The sequence below is a fragment of the Agromyces sp. Y558 genome (genome assembly GCF_059445415.1).
Window position 1 is genome coordinate 1134352 of record NZ_JCAIUH010000001.1, and the last position, 25819, is coordinate 1160170.

Annotated in this window: 22 protein-coding genes and 1 pseudogene; 14 read left to right on the forward strand and 9 right to left on the reverse strand. The window is 64.4% G+C overall.

Annotated features, from left to right (window positions below; all coding sequences use genetic code 11):
* Positions 1-21: 21 nt before the first annotated feature.
* From AC1C2T_RS05290 to AC1C2T_RS05310, 5 genes are read left to right on the forward strand one after another with little or no spacing between them, the layout of a single operon-like run.
* A complete protein-coding gene (locus AC1C2T_RS05290) occupies positions 22-804 on the forward strand; it encodes an ABC transporter ATP-binding protein (RefSeq protein ID WP_495384506.1) in 783 nt (260 codons plus the stop codon).
* Positions 782-1501, forward strand: coding sequence for an ABC transporter ATP-binding protein (locus AC1C2T_RS05295; RefSeq protein WP_495384507.1), 720 nt, complete (start codon positions 782-784; stop codon positions 1499-1501). Before AC1C2T_RS05290 ends, AC1C2T_RS05295 begins: the two co-directional genes overlap by 23 nt.
* A 2-nt stretch (positions 1502-1503) precedes the next feature.
* Positions 1504-2385: a branched-chain amino acid ABC transporter permease gene (locus AC1C2T_RS05300; RefSeq protein WP_495384508.1), complete on the forward strand. Its 882-nt coding sequence runs from the start codon at positions 1504-1506 to the stop codon at positions 2383-2385.
* Positions 2385-3410 (forward strand): branched-chain amino acid ABC transporter permease, encoded by a 1026-nt coding sequence (locus tag AC1C2T_RS05305; RefSeq protein WP_495384509.1) that lies wholly within the window; start codon positions 2385-2387, stop codon positions 3408-3410. The genes AC1C2T_RS05300 and AC1C2T_RS05305 overlap by 1 nt, the downstream gene beginning before the upstream one ends.
* Positions 3407-4681 (forward strand): ABC transporter substrate-binding protein, encoded by a 1275-nt coding sequence (locus tag AC1C2T_RS05310; protein WP_495384510.1) that lies wholly within the window; start codon positions 3407-3409, stop codon positions 4679-4681. Before AC1C2T_RS05305 ends, AC1C2T_RS05310 begins: the two co-directional genes overlap by 4 nt.
* A gap of 51 nt (positions 4682-4732) precedes the next feature.
* Here AC1C2T_RS05310 and AC1C2T_RS05315 read toward each other — a convergent pair whose 3' ends face one another.
* Positions 4733-4975, reverse strand: a complete 243-nt coding sequence (locus AC1C2T_RS05315) for a hypothetical protein (protein ID WP_495384511.1) — start codon at positions 4973-4975, stop codon at positions 4733-4735.
* A 535-nt stretch (positions 4976-5510) separates the two neighbouring features.
* Between AC1C2T_RS05315 and AC1C2T_RS05320 the strand changes: the two are divergent.
* Positions 5511-5903: pseudogene (locus AC1C2T_RS05320) on the forward strand (fumarylacetoacetate hydrolase family protein); the annotation flags it as partial.
* A gap of 417 nt (positions 5904-6320) precedes the next feature.
* Here AC1C2T_RS05320 and AC1C2T_RS05325 read toward each other — a convergent pair.
* Positions 6321-6512: a hypothetical protein gene (locus AC1C2T_RS05325; protein WP_495384512.1), complete on the reverse strand. Its 192-nt coding sequence runs from the start codon at positions 6510-6512 to the stop codon at positions 6321-6323.
* A 12-nt stretch (positions 6513-6524) separates the two neighbouring features.
* Between AC1C2T_RS05325 and AC1C2T_RS05330 the strand changes: the two genes are divergently transcribed.
* From AC1C2T_RS05330 to AC1C2T_RS05350, 5 genes are all read left to right on the forward strand, one after another.
* Entirely contained in the window at positions 6525-6713 is a 189-nt protein-coding gene (locus AC1C2T_RS05330) for a hypothetical protein (RefSeq protein WP_495384513.1), read from the forward strand.
* Positions 6714-6796: 83 nt separating this feature from the next.
* On the forward strand, positions 6797-7201 hold the full coding sequence (locus AC1C2T_RS05335; RefSeq protein ID WP_495384514.1) for a hypothetical protein: 405 nt from the start codon (positions 6797-6799) through the stop codon (positions 7199-7201).
* Positions 7198-8046 (forward strand): SDR family NAD(P)-dependent oxidoreductase, encoded by an 849-nt coding sequence (locus AC1C2T_RS05340; protein WP_495384515.1) that lies wholly within the window; start codon positions 7198-7200, stop codon positions 8044-8046. Before AC1C2T_RS05335 ends, AC1C2T_RS05340 begins: the two co-directional genes overlap by 4 nt.
* 338 nt (positions 8047-8384) lie before the next feature.
* Entirely contained in the window at positions 8385-12686 is a 4302-nt protein-coding gene (locus tag AC1C2T_RS05345) for a glycoside hydrolase domain-containing protein (RefSeq protein WP_495384516.1), read from the forward strand.
* Between the two features lie 140 nt (positions 12687-12826).
* Entirely contained in the window at positions 12827-14599 is a 1773-nt protein-coding gene (locus AC1C2T_RS05350) for a class I mannose-6-phosphate isomerase (RefSeq protein ID WP_495384517.1), read from the forward strand.
* A 15-nt stretch (positions 14600-14614) separates the two neighbouring features.
* On the opposite strand, the gene AC1C2T_RS05355 is transcribed toward AC1C2T_RS05350, so the two are convergent.
* A complete protein-coding gene (locus tag AC1C2T_RS05355; RefSeq protein WP_495384518.1) occupies positions 14615-15535 on the reverse strand; it encodes an ROK family protein in 921 nt (306 codons plus the stop codon).
* Positions 15536-15727: 192 nt separating this feature from the next.
* On the opposite strand from AC1C2T_RS05355, the gene AC1C2T_RS05360 reads away from it, so the two are divergent.
* Positions 15728-16759 carry a LacI family DNA-binding transcriptional regulator gene (locus tag AC1C2T_RS05360; protein WP_495384519.1) on the forward strand — a complete coding sequence of 344 codons (1032 nt, stop codon included), beginning with the start codon at positions 15728-15730 and terminating at the stop codon, positions 16757-16759.
* 12 nt (positions 16760-16771) lie between these two features.
* Here the strand turns inward: AC1C2T_RS05360 and AC1C2T_RS05365 are convergent, their stop codons facing one another.
* Genes AC1C2T_RS05365 through AC1C2T_RS05375 form a run of 3 tightly spaced genes read right to left on the reverse strand, consistent with a single transcriptional unit; the run spans position 16772 to position 19835 of the window.
* Entirely contained in the window at positions 16772-17584 is an 813-nt protein-coding gene (locus AC1C2T_RS05365) for a carbohydrate ABC transporter permease (RefSeq protein WP_495361260.1), read from the reverse strand.
* A 2-nt stretch (positions 17585-17586) separates the two neighbouring features.
* Positions 17587-18534: a carbohydrate ABC transporter permease gene (locus tag AC1C2T_RS05370; RefSeq protein WP_495361259.1), complete on the reverse strand. Its 948-nt coding sequence runs from the start codon at positions 18532-18534 to the stop codon at positions 17587-17589.
* Positions 18534-19835, reverse strand: coding sequence for an ABC transporter substrate-binding protein (locus tag AC1C2T_RS05375; RefSeq protein WP_495361258.1), 1302 nt, complete (start codon positions 19833-19835; stop codon positions 18534-18536). The genes AC1C2T_RS05370 and AC1C2T_RS05375 overlap by 1 nt, the downstream gene beginning before the upstream one ends.
* Before the next feature lie 356 nt (positions 19836-20191).
* Here AC1C2T_RS05375 and AC1C2T_RS05380 point away from each other — a divergent pair, with 356 nt between their 5' ends.
* On the forward strand, positions 20192-20632 hold the full coding sequence (locus AC1C2T_RS05380; protein WP_495384520.1) for a hypothetical protein: 441 nt from the start codon (positions 20192-20194) through the stop codon (positions 20630-20632).
* Positions 20633-20932: 300 nt separating this feature from the next.
* On the opposite strand, the gene AC1C2T_RS05385 is transcribed toward AC1C2T_RS05380, so the two are convergent.
* The 3 genes from AC1C2T_RS05385 to AC1C2T_RS05395 all read right to left on the reverse strand — a co-directional run bounded on the left by AC1C2T_RS05385 (position 20933) and on the right by AC1C2T_RS05395 (position 24315).
* Positions 20933-22162: a threonine/serine exporter family protein gene (locus AC1C2T_RS05385; RefSeq protein ID WP_495385394.1), complete on the reverse strand. Its 1230-nt coding sequence runs from the start codon at positions 22160-22162 to the stop codon at positions 20933-20935.
* Between the two features lie 82 nt (positions 22163-22244).
* The gene (locus AC1C2T_RS05390; RefSeq protein ID WP_495384521.1) at positions 22245-23846 is read right to left on the reverse strand and encodes a helix-turn-helix transcriptional regulator; all 1602 of its coding nucleotides are present in this window, start codon (positions 23844-23846) and stop codon (positions 22245-22247) included.
* A gap of 217 nt (positions 23847-24063) precedes the next feature.
* Positions 24064-24315, reverse strand: a complete 252-nt coding sequence (locus AC1C2T_RS05395; RefSeq protein WP_495384522.1) for a LapA family protein — start codon at positions 24313-24315, stop codon at positions 24064-24066.
* Positions 24316-24532: 217 nt separating this feature from the next.
* Between AC1C2T_RS05395 and AC1C2T_RS05400 the strand changes: the two genes are divergently transcribed.
* On the forward strand, positions 24533-25816 hold the full coding sequence (locus tag AC1C2T_RS05400; protein ID WP_495384523.1) for a metal-dependent hydrolase family protein: 1284 nt from the start codon (positions 24533-24535) through the stop codon (positions 25814-25816).
* Positions 25817-25819 lie beyond the last annotated feature (3 nt).

The window sequence follows — 25819 nt, forward strand, 5'->3', positions numbered from 1 at the left end:
CGCAATCAGAGAAGGTGATGCATGGCCGCGAGGCTGAGACTGACCGACGTGTCCCTGCGCTTCGGCGGCATCAAGGTGCTCGAGCAGGTCGGATTCGACGTCGAACCGGGCGCGATCTTCGGACTTGTCGGTCCCAACGGCGCGGGCAAGACCTCGCTGTTCAACTGCATCAGCGGGCACTACCGGCCGTCGTCCGGCTCGATCCGCATCGACGAGACAGAGGTCCTCGGCATGCGGCCCTCTGCGCTCGCACGTCACGGTCTCGCCCGCACGTTCCAGCATCCGGCTCTCCAACTGCACGCGACCGTCCTTGAGAACGTGCTGCTCGGCGCGCACACCCGGCTCCCCGGTGGTCCAGCGGAATGGTCGTTGCGACTGCCTTGGACAACCAGATCCGAACGGGACCTGCGTGCGGAGGCACGCGAGCTGCTCGAGCGCAATGGGCTCGGGTGGGCGGCGGACCTGCACGCCGACGAGCTGTCGCACGGTCTACACAAGGGCATCGAACTCTGCCGCGCGCTTCTTTCGAAACCACGCCTTCTGCTGCTCGACGAGCCGGCAGCTGGCCTGCCGCATGCCGAGGTCGAGAAATTCATCGACTCGATCAAGCGTCTCCGCGACGAGGAGGACATCACGGTCGTCATCGTCGAGCACCACATGGGCCTGATCGCCGCGCTCACCGACCGGGTTGTCGTGCTCGATCACGGACGCAAGCTCATGGAGGGAACGGCCGCCGAGGCGCAGTCCGACCCGCGGGTCGTAGAGGCGTATATCGGGAAGGATGCCGCCGATGACGCTGCTTGAGCTCACCGATGTGACCGCCTCCTACGGACCCGTCCAAGTGCTCCACGGCGTCTCGCTGACCGTCCCCGACGGAGGTGCGGTGGGGATTCTGGGGGCCAATGGGGCAGGCAAGACCACCACACTCCAAGCGATCAGTGGAACTGTGCGCGCCGGCGGCAGCATCGTGTTCGACGGCAAAGACATCCGCGGAATGCGGCCGGACCGAGTGGCTGCGCTCGGCATCGCCCATGTGCCGGAGGGGCGCGGCACACTGTCGGATCTGACTGTGAAGGAGAACCTCCGGGTCGGCGCCTACCTGCGCAAGGACCGGAAGGGGATCGAGCCCGACATCGAGTACTGCCTCGACCTCTTCCCCAACCTCCGCGAACGCATCCGCTCCCACGGTTCGGCGCTGTCCGGTGGGGAGCAACAGATGCTCGCGGTCGCCCGCGCGGTCATGGCAAAGCCCCGGCTGATGCTTCTCGACGAGGCTTCGCTCGGACTCGCCCCGAGCACCGCGAAGGACGTGTACCGCGCGATCGGGCGGCTGCGCCGCGAGTCCGGGATCGCGATGCTCGTCGTGGAGCAGAACGCCAACCTCGCCTTCACGCTCGTCGACACCGTCACGGTGCTGGAGGTGGGCCGCAGCGTGCTCACCGGCACCTCGGCGGAGCTCAAGGGCATGGACGAGATCCGGCGCGCCTACCTGGGGGGCTGACCGTGGGCACCTTCATCCAACTCGTGGTCGATGGCCTCTCCGCCGGCTCGATCTACGCGGCGCTGGCACTGGCGATCGTGCTCGTGAACCAGGCGACCGGTCTCATCAACTTCGCCCAGGGCGGCATGGCGGTCCTCGCCGCGTATTTCGCCTATGCGTTTCTTCAGTGGGGGCTACCGCTGATCCTCGCGATCCTCCTCTCGATCCTCGTGTCTTGCGCTCTCGGTGCGATCATCGAACGCTTCCTGATGCGTCGATTCGAACAGGGCGACCCCGACACCGCGGTGGTGGTGACGATCGGGCTGCTGATGTTGATCACGGGGTTGTGCGGGTACATATGGAGCTTCAACAACCTGCAGTTCCCGTCGATGTTCCCCGTGGAGAACATCAGTTTCCTCGGCGCGGTACTCAGTATCCGCTCCGTCGGCACGACGCTCGTGATCGTCGGCATCATGATCCTGCTGCAGCTGCTTTTCGTCGGCACCAAGCTCGGCCTGGCGCTGCGTGCAGTGGCAGTCAACCCGCAGTCGGCATCGTTCTCGGGGCTGCCGGTCGAAAGGCTGCTGATGGTCGGCTGGGGGCTGGCGGCAGGACTCGGGGCGATCGCCGGCGCGCTGATCGCCCCCTCGCTCACGCTCACTCCGGGGATGATGGATTCGGCTTTGGTCTACGCTCTCGCCGCGGTCATCCTCGGTGGTCTGTCGAGTCCGGTCGGCGTGGTGATCGCCGCATGGCTGATCGGCGTCTTGGAGAACCTGGCCGCGGTCTACGTGCCCTTCATCGGCTACGACCTGAAGGTCGCGGTGCCGTTCATCCTGATCTTCGTGGTGCTCATCGTGCGCCCGCAAGGCCTTTTCGGCCGGAAAGACGTGGTGCGCGTGTGATGGCGTCGGCGAAGGAATTCATGAGCAGGCCGTGGGTGCGCTGGGTCGGCGTGCTGCTGCTCGTCCTGCTTCTGCTGATCGCTCCGCTCATCCTCCCGATCTTCGTCAACCAGACGCTCGCCCGCATTGGCGTCTTCGCCGTCGCGGTGCTGGGACTCAATGTGGTCATGGGCTATACCGGTCAGGTCTCGCTTGGGCAGATCTTCTTCGTCGGCCTCGGCGCCTATGTCACCGCTTACGGCGTGAACGCTGGCTGGAACATCGCACTCGTGCTCCTCCTCGCCGCGCTCGTCCCGGCGGTGGTCGGCCTGCTCATCGCGCTGGCCGCCGCACGGCTGAGTGGACTGGCGATCGCGATGGTCACGATCGCGCTGCCCATCGTCGGCGTTCCGCTCGCCAAACGACTCGCGGAGTTCACCGGGGGTTCGCAGGGCACATCGGTGCGGTTCTCGGGCGCACCGGACTGGTCGGGCCTGGCGGATGATCAGTGGCAGCTGTACATCGTGTTCGCCATCGCTGGGGTCGTGTTCGTGCTGACTCGCAACCTGATGCGGGGAAAGTATGGCCGGGCGTTCGCGATCGTGAAGGGCAACGAGGCCGTCGCATCATCGATGGGAATCTCGCCATATCGCTACAAGGTGCTCGCGTTCACGATCGCGTCTCTCATCGGCGGCGTCAGTGGCTTCCTTTACATGGTCGTCGTGCAGTACACCTCGCCCGAGACGATGAGTTTTGGGCATTCCATCACACTGCTGGCCTCCATGGTGATCGGCGGCGCGGGCAGCATTCTCGGCTCGCTGCTGGGCGGCGCGTACTACGTGTTGGCACCGCAACTGACCAATGCCGTCGATTCGAGTCTCACGGCAGTGATGCAAGGCATCATCCTCCTCGTGATCCTGTTCGTTCTTCCCGGCGGCCTGGTCTCGCTTCCCCGGCTCTGGCGTCGACGAAGACGAGGCAGGGATGCCGCATCACCCGATCCCACCCGAACCGCGCTATCTGAAAGAAAGAGGCAGGACACATGAGAACGTTCAGCAGCAAGAGGCGAACAGCCTCGGTCATCGCAGGGATCGGCATCGTCGCCGTCCTCGCAACGGGGTGCGCACGCGGAGGCGGGGGCGACGACGATCCTGGTGAAGGATCGGCCGAAGCCAGCCCGGGCATCACCGACGACAGCATCACGCTGGGCATCACCAGCCCCCTGAGCGGGGCGGTCGCCGGCCCCGGCAACTGCACGGTCGACGGGGCACTCGCCTACTTCGGCGTCAAGAACGCCGAGGGCGGCATCGAGTTCGGCGACGGAAAGACCCGCACCGTCGAGATCAAGGCGTACGACGACACCTACGATCCGCAGAAGGCCCTGGCGAACTTCCAGCAGATGGTGTCTGACGGCGTCTTCGCCGTGGGACTCGGGCTCGGCACACCGACAAACCGCGCCTGGCGTGAGGCGGCCATCGATGAGGGCGTCCCGCAGGTGCTGGTGCAGACGGGGGACCCGATCTTCAGCGACCGCGACGCGAGCCCCGAACAGATCGGCTTGGTCCCGATCTACCAGCAGGAGGGCGCCGCATTCGGCGAACTGCTCGCCGCCTCGGCTGAAGAGCACAAGGTCGCCGTCCTGTCGCAGAACGACGACTACGGCGACGGCTACGTCGAGGGGTTCATGGAGGCCATCGACGGCGCGGACAACATCGAGGTCGTCAAAGAGCTCACCTACGAGGCGACCGACACCTCGGTGGACGCGCAGATCATCGAACTCGCCGCCAGCGACGCGGACGTGTTCTTCAACGCGATGTCGATCACGCCCTTGGTCATCTCCGCGCTGAAGAAGACCGAGGAACTCGGCTGGACGCCCAGCTGGTTCCTGCCGTCGAACACGTCGAGCCCCGGCGGCATCCTGCAGCAGCCGGACGTGCACGCCGATGTCTTCCCCGGCATCTACACCGTCGCCTTCTCGGAGTCGGCGGCGAGCCCGACGTTCCAGGAGAGCGAAGAGGGGAAGGAGTTCCTCGCCGCGATCGACGAATACACCGATCAGGAGGGCGTCCCTGCGTTCCCGCACTGCGTGTGGAGCTGGATTGGCGCGGCGACCCTCGAGCAGGCGTTCAGCCAGATGAAGGAGCCGACGCGCGAGAGCTTCATGGAGGCGCTCATGAGCATCAAAGGCTACGAGGCGCCATTCATGCTCGAGGGATCGGTTATCGACACCACGGTCGACGGCAAGCCCGCCGTGTCTGACGTTGTCGTGCAGAAGTACAACGGTAAGGGATACGCCACGGCGGAGGCGTTCGGGTGAAATGAACCGAGCTGAACCGAGAGGCCGGACCGCGATTCGGCCTCTCGGCAACTAGTGCGCGTCTCCGAGTTCCGCCGCAGCCTCCACGAACAGTCCGCGCATCCACTGGTGCTCGGGATCGCGATCGTGCACAGGATGCCACCACACGGCGTTGAGCACCGGGGTCGCGTCGAAGGGCAGGGCGAAGGTACGCACGCCGGCGGAGCGCTCGAGAGCGGGTGCGACCGAGGCCTGCACCAGACCGAGACGATCGGTCCCCTCGATGAAATACGCCAGGGCGAGGAAGCTCTCCACGACGGCCTCGAATCTCGGCTCGATGCCAAGCTGCTGGATCTGGCGGCTCGCCGAGGTGAACGCCTCGCGGGACTGATAGTGAGACCCAGGGACGCGCAGAGAGATCGGCCATCGTGGCCCGCTCGCCGATCGTCGTGTCGTGCGTGCTTGTGATCCCCACCCAGTGGTCTTGCCAGAGGTCGGCGTACGGCAGATCGCTGAGGAAGCCGTGCGGGATGAGCATCGCGTCCGCCGAGCGCAGCCTCGTGGTGGCATCCTCCACGACGGCCGGACTGTGCAGCATGAACCGGAAGCGCACCCCGGGCGCTTGCTGTCTGGCCAGCAGACTGACGCGTCGCCCGACCGTCACGAAGGAATAGTCCGACCCGTAGATGGCGAACTCGCGTGTCGACAGCTCCGGATTCCACGCCGCCTGGCTCTCGAACACTCGCCTGGCGGCTTCGAGCGCCGTGGTGGCGTGGTCCGTGAGTCGGATGGCAAGCGGGGTCAGCTCGTAGGAGTTCCCGCGGCGGGCGAGGATCGGATCGTCGAAGTGCGTACGCACGTGATCGAACTGGTCGCCGCAGGGCTGACGCAGAACAGCGACCGCACCCCCGAAGAGGCCAGGGAGTTCGCAGCCAAGATGATGGACGATCGGGCGGCGAACGGCGAGCCCTACTTCTTCATCGGTCTGCCCGCGTGCGTCGCCGGCGACGATGTGCCGCTCGTGCTGCCGGCATACAGTGAGGTGCACGACTGGGAGTTGGAGCTCGCCGTAGTGATCGGACGGGAAGCGTTCCGGGTGACTCGCGAGGATGCTCTCGACCACGTGGCCGGCTACACCATCGTCAACGACGTCACCACGCGCGACCTCGTGTTCCGCAAGGACATGAAGGAAATTGGCACCGACTGGTACCGGGGCAAGAACGCGCCCGGCTTCCTGCCCACCAGCAAGCATCCGATCGCGCCGATCTACGCGCGCGTGAACGGTGACCGTGCTCTCGTCGAAAGCCGGGCGCAGATCCAGTTCCGCACGGTTGTGAAGGATGTCGCGGTCGATCTGACGCAGTACGTGCGGTTCGTCTCGCGTGTCGAGCGCGCCGAGTCCGAATGGCTTCTTGCTGGTTTTGAGGGCATCTATGAGCGCGGGACAGCGGCGACAGTCAATCCCAATGACGCGTTCCCCGTCGATTGGAGCGAGGTAGAGGCGGCGTCGCCCCGCGCTTCTTATCAGTTGTGGGCATGGTCCCACCGGCTACGCGACTACCCGCCGACGCCTGCCGACCTGCTCGGAGACGACGACCCGGACGGGCTACAGGCCTTTCTTGACGCCGAGGAGCGCTGGCTGAAGGATGCGTGAGCCTCGTCAGTCCTGAAGCATCGCGACGAAGCCGCACTGGATCAGCACGCCACGATCCAAAGTGGCAGCTATCACCTGCCGCGCCGGTCGGCTGTCGGCTTCGGGGAAGGATTCCCTGGTACCACCGGACTTGCCGGCGTCCTCGCCGTCCCTCTCATGCTCGGTGGCATCGCCCGGCATGCGCTCGCGGTTGAGCACACTTTGCGGCCCGTGCTCACCGAATTGGGCGCGCTCACCCTGCCCGGGCTGTTCCTGAACGACGCGGCGTCCCGCGACGACGGCGTCATTGAGGAGTACGCACGACGCTGGGCCGAGGCGGCGCGTCAGCTGCCTTCGGCGAACAGCAAAGGCTGGTTGTGGCGCGCGCAGCCGCCGTCGGGCCGGGCTGGGCGCGGTTGACAACTGGGCAGTTCTTGGAAGCGGATCACGTCGCGGTCGCTGTGGGAAGCGGCGCCCGAGGGGGCATCGGAACGATCGAGGGCGTGGATGATATTCGTCGGCGGCTCGAGGAGCTCACCAGCGGGGACACCGTGCAGGTACGCGGCGCCGGGGCCGCTGGTGTCGAGGTCACCGGAGAGCTACTTTCCGCGCGGCCCGACCTTCGTATCGAGTTGGTGGATCCCGAGGGCGTGTTCCCTCGTGTGTCGCAGCGTGGCAGGGACTACGCGACGAGCCATCTGCGCCGGAATGGTGCGATCATCAGTACGGAACTCGACGCCGCATCCGCCACTTTGATGAGTGATTGCACCGGCTTTACGCGATCACTGATCGAAGGCATTGGTCGCCCGGACTCAGCGCTGATGATCGAGCCCGGGTTGTGGATGGCCGGTGACATCGGATGGGCGCCGGTCTGGTCGCACCATCGAGAGGGAGGTAATCGGCCGTGAAGCATCAGAGCACACGGATCGAGAACTCGTTGGGGCGCGTCGCAGTGGTGACGGGCGCAGCAACAGGCATCGGCGCCGCCGTCACCCGTGCGCTGCTCGACGCGGGATGGGTCGTGGTTGCGTCCCGCATGCCCGGGCAGCAGCCCGAAGGGGGAACCGAACGAGCCCACTTCGTGGAAGTGGATCTCACCGACGCGGCAGCACCGGGCTTGATCGCGGAGCGCGCTCAGCAAGTCGGCGGCGCCCGGCTGTTCGTCGGCTCGGCCGGTGTCTCGTTGCCGGGACCGATAGAGCTGAGAGCGGACGACCTCATAGCCGAATTCGCTCTCAATGCTGCTGCACCCGCCCGGATCCTCGCGGCCCTCCTTCCGCAACTTCGACGTGCGCCCGCGAGGATCGTGCTCGTCGGCGCCGGTCAAGGGCGGGTCGCACTGCCATTCGGCGGCGGCTACGCCGCAAGCAAGGCTGGCCTCGCAGCGATCGCCGACGCGCTCCGCGCTGAAATCCACAATGATCCGGTCTCCGTGAGCCTCATCGAACCCGGAGCGGTACGAACGGGCATCCTCGACGCCAGCCGCGTCCAGGCCGAAATGCTGATGGCACGCAACCCGAGCGATCATCGGCAACGGTACGAGGACCGGCTCATCCGAATGATCGCCACAGCTGCACGAGCCTTCGACACGGCGCTGCCACCCGAACGCATTGCGGATCTCGTGCTGAGCATCTCGACGACCCCGGCGCCCAGACCCCGCTACATCGTCGGTCGTGAGGCTCGCTTGCTCGCCGGCCTGGCCCACCTCCCCGCCAGCTGGCGGGCCCGGCTCGTTCAACGCATCGCCCCCTGACGAGCCCGTCCCTTGCCGTGCTTCATCGTGGCTCGCGCAGATCTCGGGAAGTGTCTTGGGCGGCGGAGCTGGCGGTGATCTTGGCGGCGACCGCCATCGTTTTCTGGTTGCCCCCTCACTTCCTCCGTGATGGAGATGAGCCTTCAATTGAATGCTGCGACCGCGCGCTGAACGACGACGGTATGGTGCCGAGCCGCGCCTTGCTGGTAGCGTTACCAATTCCGTACCCGATTTCAGGTCCACTGCAGTGGCATCTGAGCCGGCCGACGATTCTCTTTCACCGTGCGGTTCACGAATGACCAGGGATTCCTTCCCGAAGATCACAGAGAGCGATGATCATGAGCTACATCAAGAAGATTGCGGCGATGTCGGCGGTATCGGGGGTGCTGGCCAGCGCTCTGGTGGTGCTGGGTGTCGGTGCGACCGCCGTGCCCGCAGTGGCCGCTGAGGATGCGAGCGAGGACTTCGTGAGTCTGGTCGATCCGTGGATCGAATCCGATCGCGGGAGGTACTTCTTCTTCCAGTCCGCCAGTAATCCATTCGGATTCGTGAAGTTGCGCCCGGATACGTTCACCGCCAACGGGCGGAGCTCGGGCTACCGCCCCAGTGAAGACCAGGTGAAGGGATTCAGCCACATTCACGACTGGCAGATCTCCGGTGTGCAGGTGATGCCGACGACCGGTGAAGGCGTGCCCAAGACGGAAGGCGACACCGGCTGGCAGTCCCATGTGGAGCACGATGAGACCGAAGTGGTCGAGCCCGGGTATCACAAGCTGCGGCTCGACCGGTACGGCGTGACGGCCGAGCTCACGGCGACCGACCGGGTGGGCCTGCACCGCTACACCTACGAGCAAGCCGGCCCGAGCGAGATCATCGTCAACCTCGGCGGCCGCCTCGGCGAAGCCACGATGGCCGATGCCCAAGTGACCAAGGTCAGTGACACTGAGATCGAGGGCTTCGTCAATCAGAGAGGAGATCGGGGCCCGGTCAACAAGCTCTTCTTCAACATCTCCTTCGACAAGCCATTTGATTCCCTGCACGGATGGAAAGACGGAAACCTCACCGACGATGGTGCTCCGCTCGACACCAACGCGGGCAAGAACAGCGGGGTGTACGCACGTTACGACAACCTCGCCGCAGGTGAGACGGTGCAGATGAAGGTCGGTTTGTCCTTCACAAGTGTCGACGGCGCTCGAAACAACGTTCGAGTTGAAGCACCCGGATGGGACTTCGACGCAGTCAAGCAGGCTTCACAGGAGCGCTGGAACGAGATGCTCGGTCGTGTCGATGTCGACGGCGGCACTCACGAACAGCAGGTGAAGTTCTACACGGACCTGTTCCACGTTCTCGCCGGACGAAGCGCCATCAGCGACGTCGACGGCGCCTACCTCGACAACACCTTCGGCGTGAACAGGGTCAAGCAGATCCCCCTCGACGATGATGGCAAGCCGCAGTTCGCCATGTACAACTACGACGCCCTGTGGCTGACGCAATGGAACCTGAACTCGATCCTGGGAATGGCCTATCCCGAGGTCTACAGCAGTTTCGTCAAGTCCCAGCTCCAGATGTATCAAGACGGAGGACTCCTTCCCCGCGGCCCGGCGGCCGGAAGCGAGACCGCTGTGATGACGGGCTCTCCCGTGTCGTCCTTCATCACGGGGGCGTACAACAAGGGCATCCGAGACTTCGACGCCGACCTTGCGTTCGACGCGATGCTGGACTCGCAGTCCCTCGGCGGCCAATATGAGCCCGGTGCGTTCGAGCCCGATGGCTTCGGCGGATGCGGCGGGGCCAAGCAGTACATCGAGAACGGGTACGTTCCCGAAGACCTGTGCGTCGACAAGCACAACGGCGGGGCAGGTCTGACGCTCGAGTACTCGTTCCAGGACTGGGGCCTCGCTGGCATGGCTGAGGCGCTGGACAAGACCGGATTCAATGTGGCGCAGCTGGCCTCGGCGGAAGCCTCGTCGCAAGCCAACGACTCGAAGCAGGCCGCTGCGCGTGCGATCGACGGCCGTCCGCTTCGATCCACTCCGGCTGAGTGGTCGTCGGCCGGCGAATCCGACCCGTGGATCACGGTCACCTTCGACAAGCCGCGAACGATCCATCAGATCGTGCTCAAAGACCGGGTCGATCCCGCAGTGAATGTGAATTCCGGGGTGCTGACCTTCAGTGACGGATCCACCGAGACCGTCGAGAACATCGGCACGGCCGGGCAGAGCAAGATCGTGGACTTGAGCCCGCGCACCGTCGACTGGGTGAAGTTCGAGACGACCGGCGGAGAGGGCACCGACGTCGGGCTCAACGACATCGAGATCTGGGACGATACCGACCTCGGGAAGTACCTGATGGATCGGTCGGGCAACTGGCGCAACCTCTACGATTCCGAAACCGACTTCATCCGGCCCAAGTCGGCCGATGGCAACTGGCTCGCCGACTTCGATCCGCTTTCCGCAACGGACTTCGTCGAGGCCAACTCATGGCAGGCGACCTGGTTCACCTCTCACGACGTGATGGGACTCGCCAATCTGCTGGGCGGTACGACGGCGTATGCAGACAAGTTGAACTACGCCTTCGAACAATCGGTCGATGGCGGCTTCATCGGCGGATACGGCGAAAGCCACGTCAATTACGGCAACCAGCCCGCCCTGCAGAACGGACATCTCTTCAACTACGTCGGCTACCCGTGGCTGACGCAGTACTGGGTGCGACAGGTGCAGAAGCAGGTGTACGCACCCGTGACCACGACCGACGGCTACGGTCACCACGATGAGGATCAAGGCCAGATGGGCGCGATGAGCGCCCTCATGGCGATGGGGTTGTTCGAGGTGACCGGTGGCGGGCAAGGTGACCCGGTCTACGACATCACCTCGCCGATCTTCGACGAGATCACGATCGCCTTGAACCCCGACTACTACTCCGGAGGGCAGTTCCGGATCATCACGCACGACAACTCGGCCGACAACATGTACATCCAGAAGGCTGAACTCGACGGCTCGACGTTGAACAATTCCTGGTTCCACCATTCGGAGTTCGCCGACGGCGGCACTCTGGAGCTGTGGATGGGGGACACCCCGAACACGCAGTGGGGTGTCGACGACCTTCCGCCGTCGGAATCCGAAGAGGCGGAGCAGATCCTGACGACCGGTGTCACCATCGATGCTCCCGACTCGATCGAGGTGCCGTACAGCACGATCGCGTTGACCACGGCGGTGGCTCCCGAAGATGCCTCCTACAAGCGAGTCGACTGGACCGTGACGAATCCAGACGGTTCCCCCACCGATACGGCAACGGTCGACGGTTTCGACGGCACATTGACCGTCAACGACGCAGAGGGCGACATCGTGCTGACCGCGACCGCTGCAGATGGCAGCGGTGCGTCGGCCAGCAAGACGGTGACGGTCGACCTCGACCCCGACCTGTTGCGAGGAAACGCCGCGCGTTGGCCGAACGTCACTGCGACCGCCTCCTCGGAGTACTCGAGCAAGTTTCCGGCTCGCAAGGTCTTCGACGGAGTGATCGGCCCAGGCGACGGCGGCGACTGGGCATCGCGCGGCGAACGCAATCCGTGGGTCCAACTCGATTGGGCGACGCCGATCACCGCAGATCGAATCGTGCTGTTCGACCGCCCCGCGCTGCTCGATGACGCGAACGGAGGAACACTGGCGTTCAGCGACGGCAGTACGGTGCCGGTCAGCGGACTCGCTCCGAATGGGAGCCCGTTGAGCGTGAGCTTCGACGCCCGAACCTTCGAGTGGGTCAGATTCCAAGTCGAAGGCGGAACCGGTTTGAACCCCGGACTGGCCGAACTCGAGGTCTACGCGGTCCCCGGCGTCCCAGAAGCGCCAGTCGAGGTGACTGCGGCATTCGAGGGAAACGAGGCCGCCGTGGCATGGCAGCCTCCGGCCTTCGACGGTGGAGTTCCCTTGACCGGGTACGTCATCACCACGTACCGCGACGGCGCCCCGGTGGAGACACGAAACGTGGAAGATGGGGAGAATCAGGCGACCGTCGACGCACTCGAGGGCGGACATTCGTACGAATTCACCGTGGCTGCATCGAACCTGATCGGTTCAGGACCAGAATCCGAGAAGACCGTTGCGGGAACGCCACCGAAGCTGGTCACGCCGGCCCCGGTCTCCCACGTCGATCCATACGGCACGGACGGCGACCAGTACACGATTCCCTCATCTGAAGGCGTGGAGTACCTGATCGATGACGTCGTCGTCGCGGCCGGCACCTATGCGGGCTCAGGGCCGATCTCGGTCGTCGCTCGAGCGATCGCCGGCTACCTACTGGCTGAAGATGCGACGGCGGAGTGGTCCTTCACGTTCACGGCGCAAAAGGCCGACTCGCAGAGTTCTGGTGCGCTCAACACGATCATCTCCGTCGGAGGCAGGGGAGTCGTCTACACCATGAACGTTGCGGCCGGGCAAGTCGTTCCGACCGGACCGGTCTCCATCTCCGACGGAGCTCGCGAGATCGCGACCGCGACGCTCACCCCAGGCGACGACGGGCGAGTCCGCATCGCGCTTCCCAAGCTGAGCCGAGGTCTGCACCTGCTCACTGGGCACTACGGCGGCGATGACAAGGTCGCGCAGTCGAGTGCCCGGCCGAACGTCGTGTTCGTCCTCTTCTAGCCCGAGCGCACTCCCGGAAGGGGCCTGCCGATAGGCAGGCCCCTTCCGCTGTCGGCGCATGAACCGAAGTCCGATTCGAGGACTCGCGCCGCAACTGGTAACGTTATCAATCAGTTCGTCAGCGAGAAGGATGTCACAAAATGGTTTCTCCATACCCCCGAGGTTCGTACGACAAGCAGCCAACGGTCACGGTCCCCGGCACGCATGAGGTCTGGCAGGGGGCCGCCGCGTGGAGGCACATCGCGGATGTCGCGGCAGCCGGCGCGAACACCGCGCCCGTCATCGTTGTCGATACCTACCCCGGGGTCTTCCTGCCGGAGCTGATCGCGAGCATTCGTACGAGCCTGCCCGATTTCCAGGTCATCGATGTCGAAGAGGCGGCCGCGAAGCCGATCACCGAGATCGATGAGATCCTCGAGTGGAATCTCACCGACGATCGCGTCTTCGGAGTCATGAGTCATTTGGAACTCAGCGACCTCTACGACCGACCACGGCTCGACAAGCTCGCCGAAGAGCTCGCCACCTCGGAGCGCGCGACCGTTCTGGTGGGTTGGGGAGCCGCAATTGTTCCGATCCAAGACGCGACAATCGTTCTGGCGGACATGGCGCGCTGGGAGATCCAGCAACGCCAACGCAGAGGCGCGCCCAATTGGCGCTGCACGAATTTCGACGAAGACAATCTTCGCAAGGTGAAACGCGGCTTCTTCGTGGAGTGGCGCCTGGCCGACCGCCACAAGCGCTCGCTGTTCGAAGAGATGCGTTTCGTGCTCGACACGAACGCCTCCACGACGGAGGGCAAGCTGATCACGGCCGAGGCCTTTCACGCCGGTATGCAGGCCGCAGTCGACGCCCCGTTCAGGGTCGTGCCATTCTTCGACCCGGGAGTATGGGGCGGCAAATGGATGCAAGACGTCCTCGACCTGCCCGACGCAGAGAACTACGCCTGGTGTTTCGACTGCGTCCCCGAGGAGAACAGCATTCTTCTGAGGATCGGCGATGACATCATCGAACTCCCCTCGATCGACGTGGTGTTCACGCATTCTCGCGAGCTCCTGGGCGAGCGCACCTTCGCGCGTTTCGGCGCCGAATTCCCGATCCGCTTCGACTTCCTGGACACGATGGAGGGCGGGAATCTCTCGTTGCAGGTGCATCCGCTCACCGACTACATCCAGAACACGTTCGGAATGCCGTACACGCAAGACGAGAGCTACTACCTGCTCGATGCGGCTGAAGACGCCAAGGTCTACCTCGGGCTGAAGACAGGCACGGATCCTGCAGCGATGATCGCGTCGCTCGATGCGGCCACCCTTCCCGGCGTCGACTTTCCTGTTGAAGAGTTCGTCAACGTGTTCCCCGCGAAGAAGCACGATCATTTCCTCATTCCCGCAGGCACGGTGCACTGCTCGGGTGCCGACACGATGGTGCTCGAGATCTCAGCCACGCCGTACATCTTCACCTTCAAGATGTGGGACTGGGGCCGCAACGGACTCGACGGCGTGCCGAGGCCCATCCATCTCGACCATGCAGCCCGCAACATTCAGTGGGACCGCGACACCGATTGGACCCGCGAGAACCTCGTCGACCAAGTCGAGACAGTGGCAACCGGTGACGGCTGGGTCGAAGAGCGCACCGGGCTCCACGAACTCGAGTTCATCGAAGTGCGACGCCACTGGTTCACCGGCAGCGTCGAGCACGACACCCGCGGCACGGTCAACGTGATCAACCTCGTCGAGGGCGCCGAGGCCGTCGTCGAGAGTCCGAGTGGCGCGTTCGAGCCTTTCGTGGTGCACTATGCCGAGACGTTCATCGTTCCTGCCAGCGTCGGCCCGTACCGCATCAGCCCACACGGCGATGCGGTCGGCACGAAGCTCGCCACGGTCAAGGCATCGGTCCGCGGCACGGAGCGCGAATAGGGTGAGCACGGCACCTCAGTCGCCGAGGTGCCGTGCTCCCCAGAACGCAGCCCCGATGATCGGTGCGTCATCCGGATGCTCCGCCGGCAACAGGGGGAGCGCGCTGAACGAGGAGCCGGCGCGGTCGAGGCCCGTGCGAATCGCCGGTTCGACGAGATCCCAGGAGCGCGACATCGAGCCGCCGATCACGAGCGCATCCGCACCGAAAGCTGAGACGACGCCGGAAAGCGCAGAGCCCAGGCCGCTGAACGCGTCTGTCAGTACTCTCGCGGCTACGGCATCGCCTTGTCGGGCCGAGGCTGCTATCTCGTGCACGTCGGGGGCGGTTTCAGCATCCATTCCGGATGCTGCGACGAAGGTGGCGCGGATCGCTCGACGCGACACAGTGTTCTCGAGCGGCCTGCCTTCGAATTCGAGCAAATGCACACTGCCGTCTGGCGGCACCGATGGCCCGTCGTTCACCGGCTCGCCGCCGACGAGAAAGGCGGAACCGACACCGGTGCCGAGCGTGATGCACATGAGCCGATCGTGCCCGCGGCCGGAGCCTGCTGCATATTCGCCGACGCCGTAGGCATCCGCATCGTTCAGGAAGTGCACGGAGCTGGGCGTTGGTTCGATGAGCGCCATCAGCGCGGCACGAACATCCACCCCACGAAGGCTGTCGAACTTCTCGACGTCCTCGAACAGTCCAATGCCTCGGTGATAGTCGAAGGGTCCGGGGATAGCCACCGCCCATTGAGTCGCCAGAGTGACCGGCAGCGTCTGTGCGGCCCTTCCGATGTCCGTCAAGAGCTCCTTCGCGGTTCCCTGGGCGCGGATCGCAGCGCGCGACTCCGATCCCGGGCGGACGCGCCACGAGCCAGAGTCCACGAGCGCTGCGGTCACGTGGGTGCCTCCGATCTCCAATACGGGGATTCCCGGGCGGCTTTGCGTCATCGCGTGCTCCATTCCTCTCGAGCGGGACGCGGGGTGTCGCCGCGTGAATCCTGGAGATCGGATCGCGGGACGGCGACCAAGCCGCGGACCGCGGCCTCAGCAGCGCCGTGCTTGCCGAAGCCGCCCGCGGGACGTTTTGCTAACGTTATCATCGAGAATGGTGCCCCTTCAGGCCATCGGGTGAGGATCGCAATGAGCAATATCGAGAGCGGCGTCGCGGGTGTACCCACGGTCAAAGAGGTTGCTGAGCTTGCCGGTGTGAGCCCGATGACCGTGTCCCGGACGTTGTCTGGCGGAAAGAATGTTCGCGCCGAAATGCAGGAGAAGGTTCTCGCCGCGGTTGCCGAACTCGGCTATCACCGAAACGAGAACGCCAGAAGCATCCGCCCTGGCCACTCTTCGGGCTTGATCGGGGTAGCCATCACCAACCTCGGCAATCCCTACTATGGTCAGTTTGCGCTCGGGGTCGAGCAAGTCGCCTCCCAACACGGTCGGCGCATACTGCTCGGGAACACCGGGGAGGACGTGTCGCGCGAGCAACAACTCGTTTCCGATTTCGTCGGCAGGCAGGTCGAGGGTCTCATCGTCGTTCCCACGGGAGGCGCATCTGCGCACCTCACCGCCCATCGCCTCGGGAACATTCCGCTCGTCCTGGCTTCGCGAACCGTAGACGGCGTGGACGCCGATACTGTGCTGCTCGATGATGTACGGGGCGCCTATGAGAGCACCCGCCGGCTGGTCGATGCTGGCCACACCCGCATTGGATTCCTCGGCAATGTCGTATCGGTTTCTACCGCGGGGCGCCGCTTCGAAGGTTTCTGCCGGGCCCTTAACGAGGCGGGGCTCGAGCCTGATGCTGATCTCGTGTTCCGCGGGCAGCAGGATGTCGCGGCCGCACGCCGCGCGATGGAAGCCTTGCTCGAGTTGCCGGTGCCTCCGACAGCTGTCTTCAGCGCGAACAACCGCAACACGATCGGGGCGCTTCAAGCTATTGGTACCCGGCAAAGCGGCCCTGATGCGCCGACATCGCCGACTCTCGTCGGTTTCGACGACGTCGAGCTGGCCGACATGATGCATGTGCCGCTCATCACGGTGTCGCATGATCCCAAGCAACTCGGTGCGGAGGCCGCTCGATTGCTCTTCGAGCGTCTCGACGGAACCGTCCCGCAGGGGTCGGCGCGGCTTGTCGAGTTGCCGGTCACCGTCGGTGAGCTTTCCTCTTAGCGTTGCGCCGGTCTATCCCGTCGCCTTGAGACTGGAGACGAAATAGCGCTGACAGGTGAGGAACAGCACGACAGTCGGGAGTGAAGCGACGATTGCCGCGGCGAGAACGACCGGCGGGCCCAGGCTTGAGAAGCCGGCACTGATCTCGGCCAGTGCCGCCATGACCGGACGACGATCGGGGCTCGTGGTGAGCGTGATGCCGAAGAGCAGGTCATTCCACACCCAGGTGAACTGGAAGATGAATGCGGCGAAGAGCGACGACTTGATGAGCGGCAGATGGATTCGGAAGAACAGCCTGCTCCAGCCGGCCCCGTCGAGTTGTGCCGCTTCAGTGATCTCAGGAGGCAGCGTTGTGAGGAAGTTGCGCACGATGAAGAACGCGAAGGGAACACAGATCGCGGCGTAGATGAGGATCATGCCGATGTTCGTGTCGTAGAGCTTCGTCGAAACATACGCCTTGAACAGTGGCGAGAGGAAGATCTGCAACGGCAGCAGAGTGCCGAGATAGATCAGCCAGAACCAGAGCGTCGGCCGTTTCATCGGCATGATCACAACGGCGAAGCCGGCGAGTGCGGCCGCGAGCACCGCCGTACCGGCAGAGACGAGCGAATAGATCAAGCTGTTCAGCATGCCGAGGCCGAGGCCGGACTGGTTCCAGGCGATCGCCAGATTGTCAAGGAACCCGAAGCCGCTCGGTACCCACGTCGGCTGGCCGGTGTAGTCCGCCGCCGGCACGAACGCATTGACGATCATGAGATAGACGGGAATCAACCAGAGCACTGCCATGACGGTGATGAAAACATTGCGACTGATGCGTCCGATCACGGTCAGCTCCTCTTCAATTGGCGGCGCAGGTACATCCACGAAGTGGCGATGACGATGATGGCGAGAACAACAGCGACTGCGGCGCCATAGCCGTAGTCGCTGATGATGAAGGTTTGGCGGTACATCGTGACGGCGAGAGTCTCCGAGACTCCACCGGGCCCGCCCTTCGTGAGAAGCCAGATGAGGTCGAAGACGCGAAGACTGTTCGCGATCGAAATGCCGATCACGACGATCGTGACTGGTCGAAGCTGGGGCAGCACGACGTGCCAGAACAGGCGCATGCCCTTGGCGCCGTCGAGTTGACCGGCTTCAACCGTTTCCGGCGGAATCGATTGGAGGCCGACGAGGAAGAGGATGACGGTGACCCCGGTGGCCTGCCACGTGTTGGCGACGATCATCACGATCGTGTTCGATGGCCACTCGAGTAGCCAGCCCGACGCCGGCGGGATGAACCCGAAGAATGAGATGGCTTGATTGAGCGCTCCATCGGATCGAAGGATGAAGCCCCAGATGACGGCGGTGGCCGCGCCGGAGAGCGCATATGGCAGCACGAAGGCCAGTCGGATCCATCGACCGCCGCGCATCGAGTTGGTGAACGCGGCGATCAGAAGACCAAGCCCGACGGGGAGGACGAGCGTGCCCACCGTCCACATCACCGTGTTGAGCAGCGATTGCAAGAACGTTGGATCTTGGAACAGGCGTACGTAGTTGTCGAATCCGACGAAGGTCGACGTGAAGCCGTTGTCGGCGGTGAGGCTCTGGTACAGGGTCGCGACGAAGGGGATCAGCAACAGGATGCCCACGAGCGCGAGTGCGGGGAGTAAGAACGGTGCCGCGCGGATATTGCCGAAGCGGTTCGAGCGGCCGCGGCTCGGCTCGCGCCCAACGGGGCGGGAAGCCTGAGTGCTCCCCGCCCCGGTGGTCTTTCGCGCCGCTGTGGAAGTGCTCACTACTCAGCGGCCTTCCACTTCGCCCACTCGGCATCGGCGAGCGTCTGGAACTTCTCGAGCGTGGGCATGATGTTGTCTTCCGTCGGATTCACCATGAAGCTCGCGAGGTATTGCACGCCGCCTTCGATCAGGGGCGGTGGGCTGGCCTCCCAGAATCGCACCAGTTCGGTGGGCTTCTCAGCGGTGACCTGCTCACTGACGGATGCCAGTACAGGATCATCGGTCACCACCTCGGGGTTCGCCGAGGTGTCCTTGATCGCGTTTGCCCATACCGACTGCACATCGGGACTCAGCCAATCGCCCATCGCCTTGACCGCGGCCTCTTTGTTCGCCGACTTCTCAGCCACGGCGATGACGCCTGACTCGGTGATGACAGATGGCTTCACGCCGTCCTTCACGACCGGGAGGAGATAGGCACCGTAGTCGGCCTCGCTCATGCCGTTGGTCACGAAGATGCCGTTTCGCCACGTTCCCATGGGTACCTGTGCGACGGTGCCCTCCTGGAAGAGGGCCGGCTCGTTGTCCCAGGCGATGTCTGGCGCGGTGAAGTAGCCCTTCGCGTAGAGATCTCCCCACGTCCGGAGGGCCTCTTGCGCCGGCTCGTCGGTGTACTTGGCTTCCCCGTTCATCAATTCCGTGTAGAACTCGGGGTCGGACTTCGACAGGATCTCCTCGAACCAGATGGACGATGTCCAGCCGGCCTCCTGCGTAGCGAACAACGGGGTCACACCGGCAGCCTTGATCTTGTCGTTGTTCGACAAGAACTCCTCCCACGTTGTCGGCGGCTGAATCCCGACGTCTTCGAAGACGTGCTTGTTGTAGAAGATCACCCAGAAGCTCTTGTACATGGGCATGCCGTAGACCTTGCCGTCGTACGAGAAGTCGGCTTCGGAGTCGGGGTTCACCCAACCTTCGTCGACGGCTTTGTCCCACTCGGCAGAAAGATCGGCGAGCCCACCGGAGCGGGCGAGGTCTTGCAGGCGGTAACCGTTCCACCACTTCACAAGATCGGTCGTGCTGTCGGTGCGGAGCGAAGACCGGATGACCTGTTGGTAGTTCTCCGTCGACGGAACGTTGCGCGGGTCGATGCCTTCATTGCCAAGCGACTCGAGCGCCTCACCCGCGGCCGTGTACGCATCGACGAAGTCGGCCCGGTCACCGTTCAGCGTGAGTGCCGAACCGCCTGATGCGCCCTGTGGAGCGCTGGAAGAGCCTTGCGAACAGGCTCCCATTCCGGCAACGAGTGCTGCGGCTATTGCAAGCGCGCCCAACCGCTTGAGACGTATCTGATTGCGTGTCATGGATGCTGCATCCTCCTTGATGGCTTACGTAACTACCGCTGCGATGTGTGACTCGGATCCGTCGGCTTCGTTCGAAGGAGGCGGAACTTGGTAACGATAACACATCACGCAAGTGCATGACGAATGTCAACTTCGACGGCTGGAACCGGCCATGCCGACGATGCGTCGGAGCGGAATCCGATGTACTCGAGTACTCGGAAGACCGCACCTTGGGCGGGACGAAGTACTGGCATCCGGTGATGGATTCCGCCCTGTGGCAGTCGACCGGCCGCGCGACCCGCCAGCGCCGTGTCGGAGCCTCTCGCTAGACTCTCGGAGTACCTAGATCAGGGGGAATTGCAAACATGCAACGAATCATGACATCCACAGCTCCGACATCCAGACTGCTCAAGTCCGCGGCGCTCGTTTTCGCAGGCGCGCTTCTGCTCTCGGGCTGCGCGTCAGGTGGCAGCGACGGAGCCGAGGCATCGGACGACCCGTGCGAGGTGGTGCGCGTCGAGGTACGCGACATCTCCAACGGCGCGCAGAACGCGATCCTCACGGCAGACGACTCGGTCGAGCTGCAGGAGTACCTCGACGGGCTCTCCGAGCGCGTCGATGCACTCGACGAAGAGGCCGCCGACGATTCAGCGCTCGCCGAGTCACTCGATGCGCTTCAAGAGAAGCTCGACGACGCGAGCGAGTGGGCAGGGGCGTTGCCGGACGGCACTGAAGTCGACGCCGATGCTCAGGCTGCGCAGACCGAGGGCATCCAGGCCGCTGCAGTCAAGGTCACCGAGGTGTGCGCCGCCGAGTAACCCTCGTCGGCTGAACTGAGCCGGCGAGTCACGTGGCTCGCGCGAGCACGTCTCGGCTGGCTCAACTCGGTCGGCTCACGCACGTGATGAGCGCGCGGCATCCGTTCACTCGGAGGCCGCGCGCTTTCGCGTGTCCGCTCGCGAGCGCACCTCGCTCGGTTCCAGTCGTGGTCGCTCGGTTCCAGTCGTGGTCAAGAGAACGGAACAGAACCCACGTCGTTCTGATCGGCGGCCGGCGGCTCAGCACTCCAGGCCGTCGCGGCCCGCGCGGCGTCGTCCGCAGCGTGCAGCGGCTCGTACTCAGTCATCGCGGGACTTCTCATCTCGTTTCGCGACCGAGTGCCAGCCTCGGGCGATGGCGGTGGCATCACGACTCAAGCCAGCACCCAGCACCATTCCGATCGCAATCGCGATGAGGGAGCCGAAGGTTTGGAGAATGGTGCTCGTCGCACCCGCCGTGCCCGATGCCGCTTCACTGAGGCCGATGAAACCCATGGAACCGGGAACCAGCAGCCAGTACGCGCAGGTCAGCATGATCCCCTTGGAAGGTGCGCCTTTCAGGCGCCCGGCCAGATTGACGGCTGGAATCACGAGGAGTGCACCGACCAGTCCCGACAACTCCGGTCCGAGGAGGAGGTTGCCGAGCAGCTGGGCGGAATAGGCGACGACGAGCGCGTAGAGGATCCAGACGAGCGAACGACGTGGTGCCGCAGAGAAGAAGTAGTAGCCGAGGCCCACCAGGGCGATTCCGGCCCAGGGCGCCCACGCGCCGAGTTGCACCGGAGCATCGCCGCTCGGTGCAGGTGTGCCGGCCACGGTCATGCCGGCGAAGACCCCGAAGACGAGGAGCCCGAGGCGCGCGATCCCGTAGACCAGGCGGCTCGCGCCGGCCATCATCTGACCCGATGTGAGCTCAACGGCGGCGACGGTGAGTGTCAATCCCGGCAGGAACGAGACGAGCGAGGGAGCGACGAGCCGGATCACATCGTCGTGCACGAGGGGACTGATCAGGAGCGAGATGAACAGTGTGACGGCGAACGCGGTGAACGCGGGCAAGATCAAGGACAGCGTCGAGATTCGGCTGCCGATCTGCACGATGGCACCGACCGCCGCGCCGAGCACGACATAGACCGGTAGCGCACTCACCGTCGGGTTGAGCACCATGCCGAATCCGATGGTGAGCAGCGTGTACCCGAAGACGGTCAGAACTGGACCGAACCGGGATCGATCCTTCCTGACCTGCGCAATCGCAGAAACGACGGAGTCGGGTGCCGTACGGTCACTGAACGAATGGCGCACGAGACGCTCGATCGCATCGGCCTGATCGAGTCGCAACGCGCTCTGATTCGCGGGGAAGATCAACGTCTGGGAGGGCGCCGTGCTGGGGTCTTCGACGAGAACGAGTGTGGGGAGCACGAACACCCGCAGTTCGGGTCGTGCGTACTGATCCGCGATCCGATTCAGGATGTCTTCCACATCGCTTGTGGCCTGCGACGAATCCAGCAGTGCCGCCCCGATCTCCCCGAGCATCTCGGGCACGCCCGTCGTTCCGCCGACGGACGCCTCGCTCGGCGGCCTTCGTTGGAAGGCACCGGCTGCCGCACGGAGGCGATCAGTGAGCCCCGACATCCACGCTCTCGCTCTGCGTGCCGAGCGCGAGCCGGCCGATGTCGTCGCCGCCACGGGCGATGAGACGATGCCGAGCTGCGAGCTTCATCGCCTCGTCGCGTGTGGAGCACCCGAGCTTCCGATACAGGGCTTTGAGCTGCGACTTGATGGTGTTGGGCGACACGTGGAATGCCGCCGCGATGGCGGCCGTCGTCGGGTTGGTGGGGAGGGCGTTCAGCACGCGGAGCTCACCCGGCGTCAGAATCGGACGGATCTTCATCTCGAAGTGCGGGAGACCGGTCGTTGCGGCATCGAACTCCGCGATTTCCTCGCTCGAGAGGTGCGCCTTCACTTGATCCACCACCTGCTGCGGCATGGTCGCGAGCAGCCGGCGGATGTTTCCCGTGATCGCGAGTCGGTAGATCTGGGCGGCCGTGCGAGGGTCGAGCTCGGCGCCTTGCGCGATTTCGAGCCAGGCCCAGAAGAGGATGGCCTTGGCACGGTGACCAGGACTGAGAGTGTGGTCGCCCGCAAGCCTCCGGATCTCGTTGGCCGCCAGGTCGAAGCGTGATTCGTGCAACGCCAATCGAATGATGGCGAACTTCGTCATGGTGCCGGCGCTCGCGCTCGATTCGGCGACCTCCCACGCGGCCGTCGCGTCTCCCAGAACGCACAGGGCCTCGACGGATGTCGATGCGATGACATCGGATGCGACGGACCCGTGCTGAACCGGGTGCGCGTCGCCGGCCAATCGAATCGCTTCGAGGGCTTCGCCCGGTCGCTGCTCGGCCAGGAACGACCGCGCGCGAGCAAGGAGCGCGAAGGGCCAGGTCATCAGGAGGCTGTCGTATGGTTCGAGCTCTGCGAGCAGGTGATCGGCGTCATCCGTCATGCGCTCGACAGCGATGAGCGCAGCCGTCGCGGCCTCGGTCGTCTTGCTCGCACTGAGATGCGACGCAGAAGCGGGCGGCTGGAGCGCGACCTCGGCGAGGGCGATCTCCGCTTCGTCGAGTGAACCTCGGAGGGCGTGCGCGAGCGCAGTACGACCGAGCGCGAGTCGTTCGGCGTCGCGTTGGTTCGAGAGCCTGCCCAGCTGACGGGCGGTACTGAACTCGAGCAGTGCGCGGGAGGAGTCGCCTGCGGCGAGCAGAGTGGAACCGATCTCGTGATGGTAGAACCAGAGCTGTCCGTCCACTCGTTCACGCGACTCCACACGGATGTCGAGGATGCGATCTTCGAGCCGTCGGGCGTAGACGAGTGCCGCCGCCACGTCGCCGCTGAATCGGAACGAGATCATCTGCACGAGCGTGAACACATCGAGTTCGTCCGGACTCATCATCCGTGCGGTGTCGGGATGGATGAGCGGCTTGAAGGGACGTGTCGTACGTGCGAGCACCGGGGTCATGCGGTGTCCGAACCGAAGGATCGGGTAGCGTTCGAGCAACTGGCTGGGGAGGCTGTCGATCGCTGAGGTGAGCACGCCGTAGTGCTCGTGGTACAGAGGCAGGATGTTCGCCATCGCGACCCGGGCGATCGTTTCCGGCGTGCCGGAGGCGATCGCCCGCTCCAACTCCTCCAGCGCCTTGACATCATCGTTCAGATTCATCGATGCGTCCCCCCGTTCACACGATCCCCCCGGATACTCGGACTAGCTGGCTCTGGCTCTGGCTCTGGCGCTGGCTCCGGCTACGGCTCTTGCTCCGGGCAGAGGCTTGTCCCCTCCCCATGTGTTCGTACACATATCTCTCCCCTGCATTCGGCGAATATGCCGTTCAAGAAATATCTGCTGCGACCTGAGCGCAGACGCAGATCGCCGGTGCGGTCTACTTCTTGCGTGGCCTGAACCAGGGGAAGAGTGATCCGATCACGACGCCGGCGAGCAGGACTGCGAGAAACCATCCCCATGCGGGCATCGTGAACTGCAGGAAGAGAAAGCTCAGCGTGGCTGGTGCGACGTTCGAGAACACGAACGTGAGGGCCACCACCGCGAGGATGATCGCGACGATGACCTTCCCGTTGGACGAAGAGTTCGCTCCGTCTGTGCCGTTCGGTCTGGCAGTTTCCGTGCCATTCATATTCCCCCCATATGCCCCTGCTGACTTAACGCTGAGCGTATATCGACCCCTGTCGGCGGCAGTCTATCAACGTTGCAAGGCCCGGTGTCTAGTCGGCATTTCGGAGGGTGGGCGGGTGAGACGAGGGTGAGAGCGGGGTGATCCGCAGGATGACGCACCGGGGGAAATCGGCTGCGATCCGACGTTGCCCTCTCCGGCTCGGAATAGTGTCACGGCCATGACCACAGGAACGCATGCACCTCAGAGAATGATCATTCGCAACGTCCGCGTCTTCGACGGGGTCAGCGATCGCACACTGGACAATGCGGATGTCCTCATCGAGGGCGCACACATCATCGCGGTATCCGCATCGCCGGTCGCCGGCGATGCGTCGGACGGTGTCGTCGAGATCCAAGGTAACGGAAAGTTCCTCATGCCGGGACTCAGCGACGCCCACGTGCACCTGATGGGCAATGCCAACAACATGATGGACTTCCTGCAGGGACCCACCGGCGCCCTGTACGGCAACACGATCGCCGAGGCGAAGCGGATGCTGCTGCGCGGCTTCACGACGGTCCGCGACATGGGCGGCGACACGGCGCCCATCAAGTCCCTCATCGACCGGGGCAGCTTCGAAGGCCCCAGGATCTTCCCCAGCCAGGCGATGATCTCCCAGACATCGGGCCACGCGGACTTCTCGTTCGTCTACGACGTGCCCGAGGAGTTCGGCGGCAAGCCCAGCCGCACCGAGGACATCCACTTCACGCGGATCGCCGACGGCGTTCCGCGAGTGCTCGCCGCGGTGCGCGAGCAGTTGCGACAGGGAGCCACCCAGATCAAGCTCACGCTCGGCGGGGGCGCGGCATCCATGTACGACCCGCTCAACACCCTGCAATACACCCCGGACGAGATTCGTGCTGCGGTGCAGGCGGCGACCGACTACGGCACCTACGTCGCGACCCATGTCTACACACCGGCCGGTATCGCGCGGGCGATCGATGCGGGCGTCACGTCGATCGAGCACGGCCACCTCGCCGATGAGGAGACGATCAAGCGCATTGCCGACGCGCAGATCTGGCTCTCGATGCAGCCGTTCGCGGAGGACGACCACCACTATCCCGACCCGGTTCGCGCCGGGAAGAACACCGAGATCTGCCACGGCACCGAGCAGGTCTACGGATGGGCGAAGCAGCACGGCGTCAAGACCGCCTGGGGGACCGACCTGCTCCTCGAACCGCAGTCGGCGCCCCGTCAGAGTGCCATGGCTGCTCGCCTCGGCGAGTTCTACAGCAACGTCGAGGCCCTCAAGATGCTCACCTCGGGCAACGCGTCGCTCTTCGAGCTCGCCGGTGAGCGCAACACGTATCGCGGTGGGAAGCTCGGCGTCATCGCCGAGGGCGCCTGGGCTGACATGATCCTCGTCGACGGCGACCCGACCAGAGACATCTCGCTGATCGGCGACCCCGACAGCAAGTTCAAACTCATCGTCAAGGCCGGGCAGGTCGTCAAGAACACGTTGTGACGC

Excerpts from the sequence above, each read along its gene's own strand:
- AC1C2T_RS05290 (WP_495384506.1), top strand. The coding sequence starts at position 22 with ATGGCCGCGAGGCTGAGACTGACCGACGTGTCCCTGCGCTTCGGCGGC.
- AC1C2T_RS05295 (WP_495384507.1), top strand. The coding sequence starts at position 782 with ATGCCGCCGATGACGCTGCTTGAGCTCACCGATGTGACCGCCTCCTAC.
- AC1C2T_RS05305 (WP_495384509.1), top strand. The coding sequence starts at position 2,385 with ATGGCGTCGGCGAAGGAATTCATGAGCAGGCCGTGGGTGCGCTGGGTC.
- AC1C2T_RS05310 (WP_495384510.1), top strand. The coding sequence starts at position 3,407 with ATGAGAACGTTCAGCAGCAAGAGGCGAACAGCCTCGGTCATCGCAGGG.
- AC1C2T_RS05345 (WP_495384516.1), top strand. The coding sequence starts at position 8,385 with ATGAGCTACATCAAGAAGATTGCGGCGATGTCGGCGGTATCGGGGGTG.
- AC1C2T_RS05350 (WP_495384517.1), top strand. The coding sequence starts at position 12,827 with ATGGTTTCTCCATACCCCCGAGGTTCGTACGACAAGCAGCCAACGGTC.
- AC1C2T_RS05355 (WP_495384518.1), bottom strand. The coding sequence starts at position 15,535 with ATGACGCAAAGCCGCCCGGGAATCCCCGTATTGGAGATCGGAGGCACC.
- AC1C2T_RS05360 (WP_495384519.1), top strand. The coding sequence starts at position 15,728 with ATGAGCAATATCGAGAGCGGCGTCGCGGGTGTACCCACGGTCAAAGAG.
- AC1C2T_RS05375 (WP_495361258.1), bottom strand. The coding sequence starts at position 19,835 with ATGACACGCAATCAGATACGTCTCAAGCGGTTGGGCGCGCTTGCAATA.
- AC1C2T_RS05380 (WP_495384520.1), top strand. The coding sequence starts at position 20,192 with ATGACATCCACAGCTCCGACATCCAGACTGCTCAAGTCCGCGGCGCTC.
- AC1C2T_RS05385 (WP_495385394.1), bottom strand. The coding sequence starts at position 22,162 with ATGCTCGGGGAGATCGGGGCGGCACTGCTGGATTCGTCGCAGGCCACA.
- AC1C2T_RS05390 (WP_495384521.1), bottom strand. The coding sequence starts at position 23,846 with ATGAATCTGAACGATGATGTCAAGGCGCTGGAGGAGTTGGAGCGGGCG.
- AC1C2T_RS05395 (WP_495384522.1), bottom strand. The coding sequence starts at position 24,315 with ATGAATGGCACGGAAACTGCCAGACCGAACGGCACAGACGGAGCGAAC.
- AC1C2T_RS05400 (WP_495384523.1), top strand. The coding sequence starts at position 24,533 with ATGACCACAGGAACGCATGCACCTCAGAGAATGATCATTCGCAACGTC.